Origin of the sequence: Micromonospora sp. CPCC 205539, assembly GCF_036906815.1 — a bacterium.
Lineage (GTDB): Bacteria > Actinomycetota > Actinomycetes > Mycobacteriales > Micromonosporaceae > Micromonospora.
In genome coordinates this window covers 123,309-136,559 of sequence record NZ_JBAKHW010000017.1, presented here as the reverse complement: position 1 = coordinate 136,559, position 13,251 = coordinate 123,309, and the positions used below count along the sequence as shown (strand labels likewise).

Here is a 13,251-nt window from a genome sequence, read left to right as displayed (position 1 = left end):
AATATCCATGCATTGACGGTTGTTGCAACTCGCTTGTAATATTTCGGAAACTTTCAGCCTCGTCTTGCAAGATGCCGGCAACGCTGCTCCTCCACCCCCACCCCCACCTCCGTCAGGAGTTCCGATGCATCGTCGTCGACGCGGCTCGGCGATCCTCGCCCTCGGCCTGGTCGCCAGCCTGCTCGTCCCCACCACCGTGGCGGCTCCCCCGGCCGTCGCCGCCCCGCCCGGCAGCAAGAAGGTCATCGTCCAGCTCTTCGAGTGGAACTGGCCCTCGGTGGCCAGCGAGTGCCAGAGCACGCTCGGCCCGAAGGGGTACGGCTACGTCCAGGTCTCGCCCCCGCAGGAACACGTACGCGGCAACCAGTGGTGGCTGGCGTACCAGCCGGTCAGCTACCGGATCGAGTCCCGCAAGGGCACCCGGGCCCAGTTCCAGTCGATGGTGAACACCTGCCACGCGGCCGGAGTCAAGGTGATCGTCGACGCGGTCATCAACCACATGTCCGGTCAGGACAACGGGGGCACGGGCTGGGCCGGCTCGTCCTTCTCGCACTACGACTACCCCGGCATCTACCAGACCCAGGACTTCCACCACTGCGGGCGCAACGGCGGCGACGACATCGTCAACTACAACGACCGGTACGAGGTGCAGAACTGCGAGCTGGTCAATCTCTCCGACCTGAAGACCGAGTCGGACTACGTCCGTACGAAGATCGCCTCGTACCTGAACGACCTGCTCTCCCTCGGCGTGGACGGGTTCCGGCTGGACGCCAGCAAGCACATGCCGGCCGCCGACATCGCTGCGATCAAGGGCAAGCTCTCCCGGTCCGCGTACCTCGTGCAGGAGGTCATCTACGGCGCCGGTGAGCCGATCCAGCCGACCGAGTACACCGGCAACGGAGACGTGCACGAGTTCCGCTACGGCAAGGACCTGGCCCGGGTCTTCCGCTCGGAGCGGCTGGCCTACCTGCGCAACTTCGGCGAGGGCTGGGGGCATCTGCCCAGCGGGTCCGGCTCGGTGTTCGTGGACAACCACGACACCCAGCGCGACGCCGGCGGGGTGCTCACCTACAACGACCGTGGGGTCTACGCCCTGGCGAACGCCTTCATGCTGGCCTGGCCGTACGGCTCGCCGACCGTGATGTCCAGCTACACCTTCAGCAACCGGGACGCCGGCCCGCCGTCCGACGGCGCCAACAAGACGCTGAACACGACCTGCTACTCCGGCTGGGAGTGTGAGCACCGCTGGCCGGTGATCGCCAACATGGTCAGCTTCCGCAACGCCACCGAGGGTGCCGGCGTGGCCAACTGGTACGACAACGGCAACAACCACATCGCGTTCAGCCGCAGCGGCAAGGGCTTCATCACCGTCAACGACGAGGACTCGGCGGTGAACGGGCGCTCCTACTACACCGGGCTGCCCGCCGGCCGGTACTGCGACGTCATCCACGGCACGTACGCGGGGGGCACGTGCAGCGGGCCGGTGATCACGGTGGACGGCAACGGCTGGTTCGTCGCCAACGTGCCGGCCCACGACGCCGTGGCCGTCCACATCGGCGCCCGGGTCTGAGCGCACCACGGAAAGGGGCCCCATTTGTGCAACAGGGGCCCCTTTCCGGGTAGACGGGTCCGATACAGTGAAATCGTGCTGTTTGACCGAATGTACCCGTACCGTCGGGTCGCCTGGGTGGTCGCCGCCGTCGCCGTGGCCGCGCTGCTGGCGGTCGCGCTGCTGATCGGCCAGGCCCTCACCCCGCGCTCGACGACCCCGGACCGGCCGGGTGCCGCCGCGCTCGGCCCGACGCCGAACGGCGCCGAGCAGCCGGACGAGCCGACACTGCCGGCCGCCCCCGCCCCGGCCGGGCTGCCGGTGGTCGACTACGACCCCGCCCCGCAGGGGTTCCCCACCGACCCGGCCACCATGGACACCACTCCGCTGACCGAGGGCGCGCACCCGACCCGTCGGATCGCCGCGTACGACGCGCCCGGCGGGCGTCCGCTGGCCTTCCTCGAACCGACGCTCGCCGGCGTGGAGCTGACCGTGCCGATCGCCCAGCGACGGTCCGGTTGGGCAGCCGTCCTGCTGCCCTCGGCCAATCGGCGGCTGGCCTGGCTGCCGCCCGGCGGGTTCGACACGGTGGCGCTGCGCGACCAGATCGTCGTGGAACGCAAGGTGCACCGGCTCACCTGGTACCGGGCCGGAAAGGCGGTGCGCTCCTGGGAGGTCAGCCTCGGCGAGCCGGGGCAGGACACCCCGCTCGGGCGGACCTTCATCCTGGGCCGCACCCCACCGCCGGAAGAGGTCTACGGCGGGGTGGACATCTACGCCCTCGGCTCCGTGCCCGACGACCCGGAGGCGGTGCCGGCCGGCCTACGCGGCGCGCACATCGGGGTGCACAGCTGGCACAACGACGACGATCTGGGCGAGAACACGACCAACGGATGCATCCGACTGACCCGCAGCGGCCAGCGGGAGTTGCTCGCCGAGGTCCGCCCCGGCAGCAGCCTGGTCGTGGTCGACAAGCTGCGCACCCCGCCGTCGACCGCCTGAGCGACGAGGTTCACTCGCCAAGCAACCAGCCGTTCTGCTCGGCGATCCGCACCGCCGCGGCCCGGTTGCGCGCCCCCGTCTTGCCGATCGCCGCCGAGAGGTGGTTGCGCACCGTGCCCTCGGACAGGTGCAGCACCCGCGCCAGGTCCGCGACCGCCCCACCGCCGCGGGCCGCCCGCAGCACGTCGGTCTCCCGCTCGGTCAGCGGACTGGCCCCGGTGGCCAGGGTCTCCGCGGCCAGCGTCGGGTCGACCACCCGGAGGCCGGCGTGCACCCGGCGGACCGCATCGGCGAGCTGTCGGGCCGGGGTGTCCTTGACCACGAAGCCGTTCGCGCCCGCCTCCATCGCCCGCCGGAGGTAGCCGGGCCGACCGAACGTGGTCACCACCAGCACCCGGCAGGTGGGCAGCGCGACCCGCAACGCTGCGGCTGCGGCGATCCCGTCCAGGCCGGGCATCTCCACGTCCAGCAGGGCCACGTCGGGCGTGCAGCGGAGGGCCGTGGGCACCACCTCGTCGCCCCGGCCGACCTCCGCCACCACGGTCAGGTCGGGCTCCAGCGAGAGCAACGCGGCCAGCGCGCCCCGGACCAGCGCCTGGTCGTCGGCGAGCAGCAGCCGGATCGGCGCCGACTGGTCACTCACCGGGACTCCGCCGGCAGGTGGACCCGCAGCAGGAACCCTGGCCCCTCCGCACGGCGACCGACGGTCACCGTGGCATCGAGTCGTCGCGCCCGCTCCCGCAGGCCGACCAGCCCGTTCCCGGTGGCGTCGGGGGTCGACGGGCCCTGACCGTCGTCGCTCACCTCGACCCCGTCCGGGTGCACCCGGATCGTGCAGTGTCGCGCCCCGCTGTGCCGGACCACGTTGGTCACCCCTTCCCGTACCGTCCAGCCGAACAACCGGTCCCACTCGTCCGGCAACGCCGGCACCTCGGTCGGCAGATCCGCCGCGATGCCCGCCGCGACCAGCGCGGTCCGGGCGCCGGCCAGCTCACCGACGAGAGTCACCTCGCGGTACGCCCCGACGGTCTGCCGTACGTCGGACAACGCCGCCCGGGCCAGCCCCTCCACCTCGGCGATCTCGGTGGCGGCCCGGGCCGGGTCCACCTCGATCAGCCGGCCGGCCAGCTCGGCCTTGATCGCCACCACGGTCAGCGAGTGCCCGAGGATGTCGTGCAGGTCCCGGGCGGCCCGGGCGCGCTCCTCGGCGACCGCGAGCCGGCCGATCTCCTGCTGAGCGGCCTGGAGTTCGCTGTTGCGCTGCGCCAACCGGGACACCCCGAACATGGCGAACGAGGCGAGCAGCACCGCGAAGGTGACCGTGCTCTCGCCCGTCCAGCTCGGCACCAGCCAGGCCCCCACCAGGGGAACCAGCGCGCAGAGCGCCACGATGATCAGCGCCTGCACCGCCGACAGCAGGAACACCGCGGCCGCGGCCACGAACACCAGCGTGGCCGTCCAGTCCCCGGCGGTGCCCGGAATGCTGGCCAGGCCCAGCAGGAGCAGCCCCAACAGCGCGATCCGAGCCCGGTCCTGGGGGATCGGTCGGAGGTACTGACGCAGGTTCCGGGCCCACTGGAACAGCAGCACATAGCCGACACCGAAGGCGACCACGGTGGCGACGCCGACGATCCGTCGCCACGGCTGCGGTTGGTGCAGCGCGGTGGAGAGCGGCACGTTCAGGAAGAACAGCCACACCGCGGCCAGCAGCCAACCGGTGATCCGCCATCGGCGGCTCACCGGCCAGGGCTGACTCGTCCGGGGGTTCATCGGGTTCACGCTAGCGGTCGGCGCGGTCAGACCCGAGCGGTGTCCCGGCGGAACAGCCGGGTGGCACCAATCCCGAAGAGCAGGGCCCAGAAGACCATGTTGGCCACACCGACAACGCTCACGCCGTCGCCGGTCAGCGGGGCGCGGGACAGCTCGCCCATGCCGTACACCGGGGTGAACTTGGCGACGCGCTGGAGCACCTCGGAGAGCAGTTCGACCGGGAGGAACAGCCCACCGAACGTGGCCAGCACGCCCAGGACCGGGCCGATGAACTGCATGACGTTCTCGGCCGGCACCAGGTAACCGATGAAGAGGCCGAACGCGGCGAAGACCAGCGAGCTGACCCAGGCGGCGAGCCCGGACAGCAGCCAGACGTGCGCCGGGATGCGAACCCCGGCGGCGGCGCCGACCAGGAACTCGACGACGATCGCGATCAGGCCGAGGGTCATCGCGGTCGCCACCTTGGTGGCGATGTAGGCGACCGGCCGCAGCGGGGTGAGCCGAAGCTGCCGGCTCCAGCCCAGCGCCCGCTCGGTGGCCACCGCACCCCCGGCGCTGGTGGTCGCCACCATGGCCGCGTACACGGCCAGGCTGATCATGACGTACGCCATGACCGGGCGGCCGTTGTCCAGGGTCTTGTCGCCCTGCGGCAGGCCGAAGATGAGGAAGAAGACCCCCGGCATGATCAGCGTGAAGGCGAGCGTGCGGCGGTTACGCAACACCCGGCGCAGCTCGATGCGCAGGGCACCCAGGGAGAAACCGCCCAGGGCGGGCAGCCGACGGTCCGGCTGGTCGGTACGGGTGGCGGCGGGGGCCGGCAGGGTGGTCATCTCAGGCTCCGGTTCGCTCGGTGGTGAGGGCGAGGAAGGCGTCCTCGAGGTTGTGGGAGGTGACCTCCACGTCCCGGGCCGCGGTCCGGGTGAGCAGGTGTCGGGCGATCGCGTCCGAGTCGCGGGTGCGCACCAGCACGCTGTCGCCGCGTACCTCGACGGCGTCGACGCCGGGCAGCGCGGCGAGTGCGGCCTGCTCGGCACCGGGCAGGGTGGCCCGGACCGTCCGGCCGGCGGCCAGGTTCTTGATCTCCGCGGTGGTGCCGTCGGCGACCACGCGACCCTGCCGGACCAGCACGATCCGGTCGGCGTACGCGTCCGCCTCGTCCAGGTAGTGGGTGGCGAAGATGATCGTCCGCCCGGCCCGGGCGTCGCGGCGCAGCGCCTGCCAGAAGTCCCGCCGACCCTCGACGTCCATGCCGGTGGTCGGCTCGTCGAGCACCATCAGGTCCGGGTCGGGCAGCAGGGCCAGTGCGAAGCGCAGCCGCTGCTGCTGGCCACCGGAGCAGCGCCCGACCACCCGGTCGGCGATATCGGCGATCCCGGCCCGCTCCAGCACCTCGGCGACCGGGCGGGTGTGCCGGTAGAAGTGGGCCGTCAACTGCACCGTCTCGCCGACGGTGAGGTCCTTGAGCAGCCCGCCGGTCTGGAGTACGGCGGCGACCCGCCCCCGGGCCACCGCGTCGTCGGGGGTGCCGCCGAGGATCCGGGCAGTGCCGGCGTCCGGCCGGGCCAGCCCGAGCAGCATGTCGATGGTGGTGGTCTTGCCCGCTCCGTTGGGGCCGAGGAACGCCACCACCTCGCCGGGCTCCACCCGCAGGCTGAGCCCGTCGACCGCGGTGACCGCGCCGAAGGTCTTGGTGAGGCCGTTCAACTCGACGGCCGGATGCGTACTGGTCATGTCATTCATGCTCCGGCGGCGCCGGCACCGGTACCCGGAGCGGGCGTCACGTTCCCGCCATGACATTTGTCAGGGGCCGGGCGGCCCGGGCATCACGGAGAGTGACCTCTGCGGGGGCGAACACCGCGACGAGCGGAGGATTTCCCCGCACGGCAGCGGGTAATCGCGCGGCCGGACGCCGCGACACCCGGGGGGACCAGATGGGTACGACACCACAGGGCCAGGTCGACACGGTCGTGTTGATCCACGGACTCTGGATGACTCCGCGCAGCTGGGAGGGGTGGGCGGAGCGGTTCACCGCCCGGGGCCTGAAGGTGCTCGCCCCCGCCTGGCCCGGGATGGATCAGTCGGTCGAGCGGCTCCGGGTCGATCCCGGCCCGATCGCCGAGCAGAGCATCGCCACGATCGTCGCGCACTACGACCGGATCATCCGGGCCCTGCCCCGACCGCCGATCATCATGGGGCACTCGTTCGGCGGGCTGTTCACCCAACTCCTGGTCGACCGGGGCCTCGGCGCGGCGGCGGTGGGCGTGCACCCCGCGGCGGTGAAGGGCGTGCTCAAGGTGCCGCTGAGCACGCTGCGCTCCGGGTTCTCGATCCTGCGCAGCCCGGCCAACCGGAACAAGGCCGTTCCGTTCACCCAGGACGACTTCGCCTACGCCTTCGGCAACGCGATGAGCCGCGAGGACTCCGACCGGGCCTGGCAGCGGTACGCCGTGCCGGGCGCCGGGCGGGTGCTCTTCGAGGCCGCGTTCGCCAACGTCGACCCCCGCTCGCCCGCCCGCGTGGACACCGGGCGCGACAACCGCGCCCCGCTGCTGCTGATGGCCGGCGAACTCGACCACGTGGTGCCGGCGTCGGTCGTCCGCACGAATGCCGGGCTCTACCAGAAGTCGAGAGCGCTCACGGCGTTCGAGGAGTTTCCCGCCCGCTCACACTTCACGGTAGGGCAGGACGGCTGGGAGAAGATCGCCGACTACGCCCTCGACTGGGCGCTGAGGGCAGCAGCGCTCCCCAGAGAGGCAACCATAACCAGCGAATCCCCCCGCCGCTGACCGCGCAAGGCCCGCCCGCCCGCCTTCGGTGATCATGAAGTTAGCGGCGCGACACGCCGACATCGACACCGCTAACTTCATGATCGACCCCGGAGAGGGGTGGGCCCCGGGGCGTTCGTGGGTGACAGGAGGCCGGTCAGGAGTGGGGGCAGGTGTCGCGGTATTCCTGGATGGTCGAGGCTGCGGGGGCCGGGCAGAGGAACTGCTCGTAGCGGGTGTCGTCGTCCACGAAGCGCTTCAGCCAGGAGATGCTGTACTTGGCGACCGTCGTGTTCGGCGAGGTCGGCGCCGAGTGGCTGGCGTTGTTGAGCTCCAGGTACGCCTTGTCCAACGAGGACGGCAGGCTCGTGTAGAACGGCTCCGAGTGCGACGAGACCGGCGCCACCGTGTCGTTCTCCGCGCCGATGACCAGAGTGGGCACCCGTACGCCCGACCAGTTCTTGACCGAGTGCCAACCGGTCAGCGGGATCGCGGCCTGCAACGCCGGCCTGGTGTTCGCCGCCGAGAGGCTGCCGCCGCCACCCATCGAGTGGCCCATCACGGCGAGCCGGCTGCGGTCGAGCCGGGTACGCACGCTGCTGGTGTTGCTCAGATAGTCCAGGGCGGCGAGCAGTTGCGTGCCTCGGCTGGCCGGCTGGTCGAAGCGCGACAGCGTGTCGATCGTGATCACCACGAAGCCCTGCGAGGCGATGCGCGGCCCGAGCCAGGCCACGCTGGACTGGGTGGCGGTGTAGCCGGGCGAGATCGCGACCGCGCCGAACGTGCCCTGGGCGGTGCTGGTCGGGTAGTAGATCGTGCCACCACCGAACCCGCTGACGCTGCCGGCGGAGACGGTGCTCTGCGCGATGGCGAAGTACCCCCGGCTGGCCTCGATGCTGGCCGTGGTGGGGGCAGGGCCGCGCTCGTAGGGGCTGGCGGCGGCGTGGGCGGCGGGCGCGGCGCCCAGACCGGCGCCGACCACGGCCAGGGCGAGCGCCCAGCGCAGCGCGCGCCGGGGACGGCGGCGGATCGTCGGGAGGGGGGTGATGGTGGGTACGGGCTGCATTCGTCGCTCCGACAGGACGAACGGACGGTCCCGGGGACAGGGACCGGTCGACGGCGGATCCATCGACACATGTCATCGTCCACTCGTGCGGGCAGTCACCACCAATCCCACCCGTCCACCCCTCACCGCGCTATGCCCCCTCCGGGTCAGCGGGGGAAGTAGTGGTCCAGGAGGTCGGTGCGGAACGTGCCGGTCGGGTCGAGGCGGGTCAGCAGCGCGGCGAAGTCGGCGTACCGGGGGTAGCGGGCGGCCAGCACGGCCGGGTCGGTGACGAAGACCTTGCCCCAGTGCGGGCGGGGCGCGTACGGCGCCAGCCGCTCCTCGACCGCGGCAACAACGGGCAGGACCGCGGCGGCATCGTCGGTCCAGGTGAAGTGGATCGCCAGGCTGTCCCGCCGGTGGTTCGGGCTGAGCCACAGTTCGTCGGCCGCCACCGTACGCAGTTCGCAGACGAGCAGCACCGGGGCGATCAGGTGCGCCACCTCGTCCAGCGCGGCGAGCGCGTCGGCCGCCGCGGCGCGGGGCAGGTGGTACTCGGACTGCAACTCCTCGCCGCTGCTCGGGGTGAAGCCGAGCTTGAAGTGCGGCAGCCGCTCGTGCCACGGCCCCGGCTCGCCGAGCTGCGGGCTGCAGTTCTGCGCCGGCATCCCGAGCACCGGGTGCCGTGGCTCGTCGGTGGCGGTGGTGCCGAGCCAGTCCGCCGGGGGCGGCGGCTGGTCCGCGCGCTGCTTGCGCCAGACCTCGCGCAGCTCCGGCGCGCGCCAGTCGGTGAACACGCTCACGCTGTACGCCGAGCCGAGCGCGTCGTCCAGCGCCTCCCGGGGCAGGCCGAGGCGCACGTACTGGCGTACCTCGAAGGTCGGCACCAGGTCCAGGGTTACCTGGGTGACCAGGCCGAGCGCGCCGAGCCCCACCACCATGCCGGCGAACAGGTCCCCGTCGGTGTCGCGGTCGACGCGCAGCAGGTCGCCGTCGGCGGTGACCACCTCCAGACCGGCGACCGAGGTGGCGAGGTTGCCGTGGGTCTGGCCGGAGCCGTGGGTCGCGGTGGCCACGGCACCCGCCACCGAGATGTGCGGCAGCGAGGCGAGGTTCGGCAGGGCGTACCCCTGGGCGTGCAGGTGCCGGGCGACGTCGCCGTAGCGCAGCGCGCCGGCGACGGTGACCTGCCCGCGCTCGGGGTCCACGTCGATCACCGGGGGCAACCCGGCCAGGGTGACCAGGTCCCCGCCGGTGTCGCCGAGCCGGTTGAAGGAGTGGCCGGTGCCCACCGCCCGGATCCGGTCGCTGCCGGCCACCAGCCGGCGCAGCTCGTCGGTGGAGGTGGGCCGGTGGAACTGCCGCGCGGAGTAACGCACGTTGCCCGCCCAGTTGCGGCGCGGCACGTCGGCCGCGCCGGTCAACGGGCCGTCACCCTGTCCCGACACGGTCACGAGCTGGCCCGCCCCTCGGTAAGCGCGGCCTCGAGGGCGTCGAGGACCTCGTCGACCTGCAATACGTGATAGCCCCGCTGGGCGATCGACAGACCGGCCGCGCGGGCCCGCTGGATCCCGCCCTGGGCCGCCTGCCGAGCCTGCGCGTCCCCGGACACCAGGGCGTCCTGGCCGCGGCGAACCAACTGGTCGACCTGATCCATCCGGCAACCGCGCAGGCCGACGGCGAAGTCCGGGTCGGGGAAGGCCGCGCGGCGCAGCGCGGGCAGGTCCACGAACCGGTCGCCGGCGTAGCGGGTGAGCGCGGCGACCACCTGCTCCGGCTGGTCCCGAACCTGGTCGAGGACGAGCAGCTCGACGGCGGGTCGACCGTCGACCGGGTGACGGGCGGTCACCGGTGACCCCAGCGACACACCGGCCGCGGGCACCAGCAGCAGTCGCGGCGGCACGGCGCGGCCGTCCTGTCGAGTTGGCTCGTCGAGCACCAGTGCGTCGACCTCGGACCACGGGATCGACCGGCGCAGGCCCGGCCGGCGGATGGTCAGCCCATCCGCGCCGATGCCGAACCGGAACGGCCGCAACGTGCTGACCAGCGCCACGACGCCGAGCACAATGGCTCCGACCGCGACGATCGTCCGCAACACGGCGCCGTCGTGGGGCAGGGCCAGCAACACCACCCCACCGAGTACGCAGACCAGGGCGAGCACGGGCGCCCCCCGACTCCGGCGCAGTTCCACGTCCGAACCCCCGTTCATGACCTTGGCGTCGGTGCCAGCATCTTGCGCCAGACCGGACGCCGAGGACACCGGTCGATCGGGCACGGTTGTTCTCGTCATCGTCGGGGAACCCTACGCCCATGAGCAGCTACCGTGATCCGGCCCCGCGCGGCGACGTCTTCCCCTCGGAGGAGGAGTTGGACCCGACCGGCAGCGACGTGCAACCGGCCAGCGCCCCGGTCGGCGGGTTCCCTGGCCATCCGTCGCCCACGCCCGGTCCCCGGCCGACGCCCGCACCCGCACCCGCCCCGACGCCGGTGCCGACGCCCGGCCCGCCGCCGCGCACCGGGGCGCAGTCGATCGTGACCCGGCATCTGGACGGTTCGGTGGAGGTGGTCACCGACCTCGACGGCGATGGCGTCGCCGACGTGGTGCAGGTCGATCTGAACGGCGACGGCGTACCGGACATCACCTACGTGGACAGTGACCGGGACGGTCAGTTGGACACCGTGCTGCGCGGAGCCCACCCGGGCCGTTGACTCAGAGCTTCGCCAGCACCTCGCTGGCGACCAGCTCGATCTGCTCCAGATCGCTGAGGTCCAGCACCTGGAGGTAGATCCGCTGGCTGCCGACCTCCGCGTACCGGCCGATCTTGTCGAGGATCTCGGCGGGCGTCCCGGCCAGGCCGTTGGCGCGCAGCTCGTCCGGGTCGCGGCCGATGGCGTCGGCCCGTCGGGCCATCTCGGCGTCGTCCCGCCCACAGCAGAGCACCAGGGCGTTGGACCAGACCAGCTCCGCCGGGTCCCGGCCGATCTCGACGCACGCCGCCCGGACCCGGTCGAACTGCGCCTCGGTGTCCGGCAGCGCGGCGAACGGCAGGTTGAACTCGTCGGCGTAGCGGGCGGCCAGCCGTGGGGTGCGCTTCGGGCCCATGCCGCCGAGCAGGATCGGCGGGCGGGGCTGCTGCACCGGCTTGGGTAGGGCCGGCGAGTCGGTGACCGGGTAGTACCGGCCCGCGTGGTCGAATCGCTCCCCGGCCGGGGTCGCCCAGAGCCCGGTGATGACCGCGAGCTGCTCCTCCAGCCGGTCGAACCGCTCACCGAGGGACGGAAACGGGATGCCGTACGCGGTGTGCTCGTCGGCGTACCACCCGGTGCCGATGCCCAGCTCCACCCGGCCGCCGCTCATCTGGTCGACCTGCGCCACGGTGATCGCCAGCGGGCCGGGAAGCCGGAAGGTGGCGGCGGTCATCAGGGTGCCGAGCCGGATCCGGCTGGTGTCCCGGGCCAGGCCGGCCAGCGTGGTCCACGCGTCGGTGGGGCCCGGTTCGCCGCTCGCCGCGCCCATCATGAGGTAGTGGTCGGATCGGAAGAACGCGCCGTACCCGGCGTCCTCGGCGCAGCGTGCCACGGCGAGCAACTGGTCGTAGCTGGCGCCCTGCTGAGGTTCGGTGAAGATCCGCAGTTCCATCCCCCGAGCATAGGGACGGGCCGCGGGCCCCCGCCGGCCTGCACCGGCGAGGGCCCGCAACGGCGGTTGGACACCGTCGGGCCGATCAGACGTACGGCGGGGTGGCGTACGCCGCCCGCAGTGCGGCGAGGCCGGTCGCCTTCGGCGTCAGGGTGCCCCAGCCCGAGTTGAAGTAGTTGGTGCGGGCGATCAGTGGCCCGCCCTCGGCGTTGAGTCGGCCGATGGCCGACGGCACGGTGGCGATCCAGGCAGCCTGGTTGGGGATCTCGGCCGCCCGGACCCCCCACTCGGCGATGATCACGGGACGGGACCGCGCTATCGGGCCGAGGTCGGCCACCGTCCAGTCCTTTGCCCGGCGGAACTGGGACAGGGCGGTGTGGTTGGCGTTGGTCGCGTAGGCGTTCCATTGCAGGAAGTCCAACCGGGCCATCAGCGGCTCCGGATGGATCCGCTGGAAGCATTCCCGGTTGAAGCCGGCGATCCCGACCGAGAACGTCGTGGCGGCGGGCAGCGTGCGCGCCTTGAACCAGCTAAGGATGTAGTTGACCGCCTGCACGGCGCGGGCATCGGATTGCGCCCAGGTGTACGCCACGCCGGCCTCGGTGGTGCCGAACTCGTGGTCGGTGTCGAACTCCGAGGCGATCTGGATGTTCACCCCGAAGCCGAGCGTCCGGTACTGCGCCAGCGCGCGGGCGAACAGCCCGTCGCACTGGTGGGCGAGCACCTGGCCGTATCCGTACGCCTTGGGCCAGGTCGTGCCGGGACGCTGCTGGATGGTCATCGTCGGGCCCGGCACCGTGTAGCTGGTGCCGTCCACGGTGAAGCTCTGGGGCCCGTCGTTCGGGGCACCGTAGTGCTTCAACTCCAGGACCATGTTCATCTGAATGCCGGACTGGCCCAGCGTGATCAACCAGGGCCGGTTGTAGCCGGGGAAGATGTAGCCGTCGGCGAAACTGCGGTACTGGGTCAGTGAGCGGAAGTTGCCCCCGGCCATGTCGGCTGTCGGGTCGGCTCCACCGGACAGGTAGTAGCCGCCGAGGACCGGTTGCAGGCCGACGACGTAGTCGGCGCTGGCGGTGGCGACGTGCCCACCGGCGTCCCGCACCTGCACGGTGACGCGGGACATCACGCCACCGACCGGTACACGGCGACGGCACCGTTGTCGGAGACGCGGGCCCAGACGCGCCCGGAGTCGTCGGTGACGGTCAGGGTGAGCGGATCGATGACCGCGATGGCCTCGACCGGAGCGCTCTTGTTGCCCCGCGCATCGGTGATCACGAGGGTGAGGGTCAGAACTTGGGTGTCGGCGTCGGCGTAGGTCACGGTCAGCAACATCTGTTGGCCCGGCGCGAAGACCGAGCCGTTCAGGGCTGCGGTCACGGTGGGAGTGGCCATGTCAGGCCCTCTCTGATTGGGTCGCCGGGGGCGGGCGCGATGAAGCGACGCCGGACCCGGCGGTGGTGCACGGATGTGCAAGAGG

The 13,251-nt window shown here is 71.9% G+C and carries 14 protein-coding genes; 4 read left to right on the top strand and 10 right to left on the bottom strand.

Features of this window, described 5'->3' with window-relative positions; translation table 11 throughout:
* Positions 1-124: 124 nt before the first annotated feature.
* Together V6V47_RS17235 and V6V47_RS17230 are read left to right on the top strand one after the other, a co-directional pair.
* Positions 125-1,570, top strand: coding sequence for an alpha-amylase (locus V6V47_RS17235; protein WP_334629262.1), 1,446 nt, complete (start codon positions 125-127; stop codon positions 1,568-1,570).
* 75 nt (positions 1,571-1,645) lie between these two features.
* Positions 1,646-2,551, top strand: a complete 906-nt coding sequence (locus V6V47_RS17230) for a L,D-transpeptidase (RefSeq protein ID WP_334629261.1) — start codon at positions 1,646-1,648, stop codon at positions 2,549-2,551.
* A gap of 10 nt (positions 2,552-2,561) precedes the next feature.
* Here V6V47_RS17230 and V6V47_RS17225 read toward each other — a convergent pair whose 3' ends face one another.
* From V6V47_RS17225 to V6V47_RS17210, 4 genes are read right to left on the bottom strand one after another with little or no spacing between them, the layout of a single operon-like run.
* The gene (locus V6V47_RS17225) at positions 2,562-3,194 is read right to left on the bottom strand and encodes a response regulator transcription factor (protein ID WP_334629260.1); all 633 of its coding nucleotides are present in this window, start codon (positions 3,192-3,194) and stop codon (positions 2,562-2,564) included.
* Complete coding sequence (locus tag V6V47_RS17220) at positions 3,191-4,321, bottom strand: sensor histidine kinase (RefSeq protein WP_334629259.1); 1,131 nt, start codon at positions 4,319-4,321, stop codon at positions 3,191-3,193. The genes V6V47_RS17225 and V6V47_RS17220 overlap by 4 nt, the downstream gene beginning before the upstream one ends.
* Before the next feature lie 26 nt (positions 4,322-4,347).
* A complete protein-coding gene (locus V6V47_RS17215) occupies positions 4,348-5,151 on the bottom strand; it encodes an ABC transporter permease (RefSeq protein WP_334629257.1) in 804 nt (267 codons plus the stop codon).
* Position 5,152: 1 nt separating this feature from the next.
* Positions 5,153-6,052: an ABC transporter ATP-binding protein gene (locus V6V47_RS17210; protein WP_334629256.1), complete on the bottom strand. Its 900-nt coding sequence runs from the start codon at positions 6,050-6,052 to the stop codon at positions 5,153-5,155.
* 200 nt (positions 6,053-6,252) lie between these two features.
* Here V6V47_RS17210 and V6V47_RS17205 point away from each other — a divergent pair, with 200 nt between their 5' ends.
* Entirely contained in the window at positions 6,253-7,107 is an 855-nt protein-coding gene (locus tag V6V47_RS17205) for an alpha/beta hydrolase (protein WP_334629255.1), read from the top strand.
* A 136-nt stretch (positions 7,108-7,243) separates the two neighbouring features.
* Here V6V47_RS17205 and bdeA read toward each other — a convergent pair whose 3' ends face one another.
* The 3 genes from bdeA to V6V47_RS17190 form a co-directional block, all read right to left on the bottom strand.
* Positions 7,244-8,152 (bottom strand): bis(hydroxyethyl) terephthalate hydrolase, encoded by a 909-nt coding sequence (gene bdeA, locus V6V47_RS17200; RefSeq protein ID WP_334629254.1) that lies wholly within the window; start codon positions 8,150-8,152, stop codon positions 7,244-7,246.
* A 146-nt stretch (positions 8,153-8,298) separates the two neighbouring features.
* Positions 8,299-9,537 (bottom strand): FAD-binding protein, encoded by a 1,239-nt coding sequence (locus tag V6V47_RS17195; RefSeq protein ID WP_334629281.1) that lies wholly within the window; start codon positions 9,535-9,537, stop codon positions 8,299-8,301.
* 44 nt (positions 9,538-9,581) lie between these two features.
* Positions 9,582-10,421 (bottom strand): hypothetical protein, encoded by an 840-nt coding sequence (locus V6V47_RS17190; RefSeq protein ID WP_334629253.1) that lies wholly within the window; start codon positions 10,419-10,421, stop codon positions 9,582-9,584.
* Positions 10,422-10,441: 20 nt separating this feature from the next.
* Between V6V47_RS17190 and V6V47_RS17185 the strand changes: the two genes are divergently transcribed.
* Positions 10,442-10,840 (top strand): hypothetical protein, encoded by a 399-nt coding sequence (locus V6V47_RS17185; RefSeq protein WP_334629252.1) that lies wholly within the window; start codon positions 10,442-10,444, stop codon positions 10,838-10,840.
* A 1-nt stretch (position 10,841) separates the two neighbouring features.
* Here V6V47_RS17185 and V6V47_RS17180 read toward each other — a convergent pair whose 3' ends face one another.
* The 3 genes from V6V47_RS17180 to V6V47_RS17170 form a co-directional block, all read right to left on the bottom strand.
* The gene (locus V6V47_RS17180) at positions 10,842-11,771 is read right to left on the bottom strand and encodes an LLM class F420-dependent oxidoreductase (protein WP_334629251.1); all 930 of its coding nucleotides are present in this window, start codon (positions 11,769-11,771) and stop codon (positions 10,842-10,844) included.
* 85 nt (positions 11,772-11,856) lie between these two features.
* A complete protein-coding gene (locus V6V47_RS17175) occupies positions 11,857-12,897 on the bottom strand; it encodes a hypothetical protein (RefSeq protein WP_334629250.1) in 1,041 nt (346 codons plus the stop codon).
* Positions 12,897-13,166 carry a hypothetical protein gene (locus tag V6V47_RS17170; protein ID WP_334629248.1) on the bottom strand — a complete coding sequence of 90 codons (270 nt, stop codon included), beginning with the start codon at positions 13,164-13,166 and terminating at the stop codon, positions 12,897-12,899. The genes V6V47_RS17175 and V6V47_RS17170 overlap by 1 nt, the downstream gene beginning before the upstream one ends.
* Positions 13,167-13,251: the final 85 nt, after the last annotated feature.

Excerpts from the sequence above, each read along its gene's own strand:
- V6V47_RS17235 (WP_334629262.1), top strand. The coding sequence starts at position 125 with ATGCATCGTCGTCGACGCGGCTCGGCGATCCTCGCCCTCGGCCTGGTC.
- V6V47_RS17220 (WP_334629259.1), bottom strand. The coding sequence starts at position 4,321 with ATGAACCCCCGGACGAGTCAGCCCTGGCCGGTGAGCCGCCGATGGCGG.
- V6V47_RS17215 (WP_334629257.1), bottom strand. The coding sequence starts at position 5,151 with ATGACCACCCTGCCGGCCCCCGCCGCCACCCGTACCGACCAGCCGGAC.
- V6V47_RS17210 (WP_334629256.1), bottom strand. The coding sequence starts at position 6,052 with ATGACCAGTACGCATCCGGCCGTCGAGTTGAACGGCCTCACCAAGACC.
- V6V47_RS17205 (WP_334629255.1), top strand. The coding sequence starts at position 6,253 with ATGGGTACGACACCACAGGGCCAGGTCGACACGGTCGTGTTGATCCAC.
- bdeA (WP_334629254.1), bottom strand. The coding sequence starts at position 8,152 with ATGCAGCCCGTACCCACCATCACCCCCCTCCCGACGATCCGCCGCCGT.
- V6V47_RS17190 (WP_334629253.1), bottom strand. The coding sequence starts at position 10,421 with ATGACGAGAACAACCGTGCCCGATCGACCGGTGTCCTCGGCGTCCGGT.
- V6V47_RS17185 (WP_334629252.1), top strand. The coding sequence starts at position 10,442 with ATGAGCAGCTACCGTGATCCGGCCCCGCGCGGCGACGTCTTCCCCTCG.
- V6V47_RS17180 (WP_334629251.1), bottom strand. The coding sequence starts at position 11,771 with ATGGAACTGCGGATCTTCACCGAACCTCAGCAGGGCGCCAGCTACGAC.
- V6V47_RS17175 (WP_334629250.1), bottom strand. The coding sequence starts at position 12,897 with ATGTCCCGCGTCACCGTGCAGGTGCGGGACGCCGGTGGGCACGTCGCC.
- V6V47_RS17170 (WP_334629248.1), bottom strand. The coding sequence starts at position 13,166 with ATGGCCACTCCCACCGTGACCGCAGCCCTGAACGGCTCGGTCTTCGCG.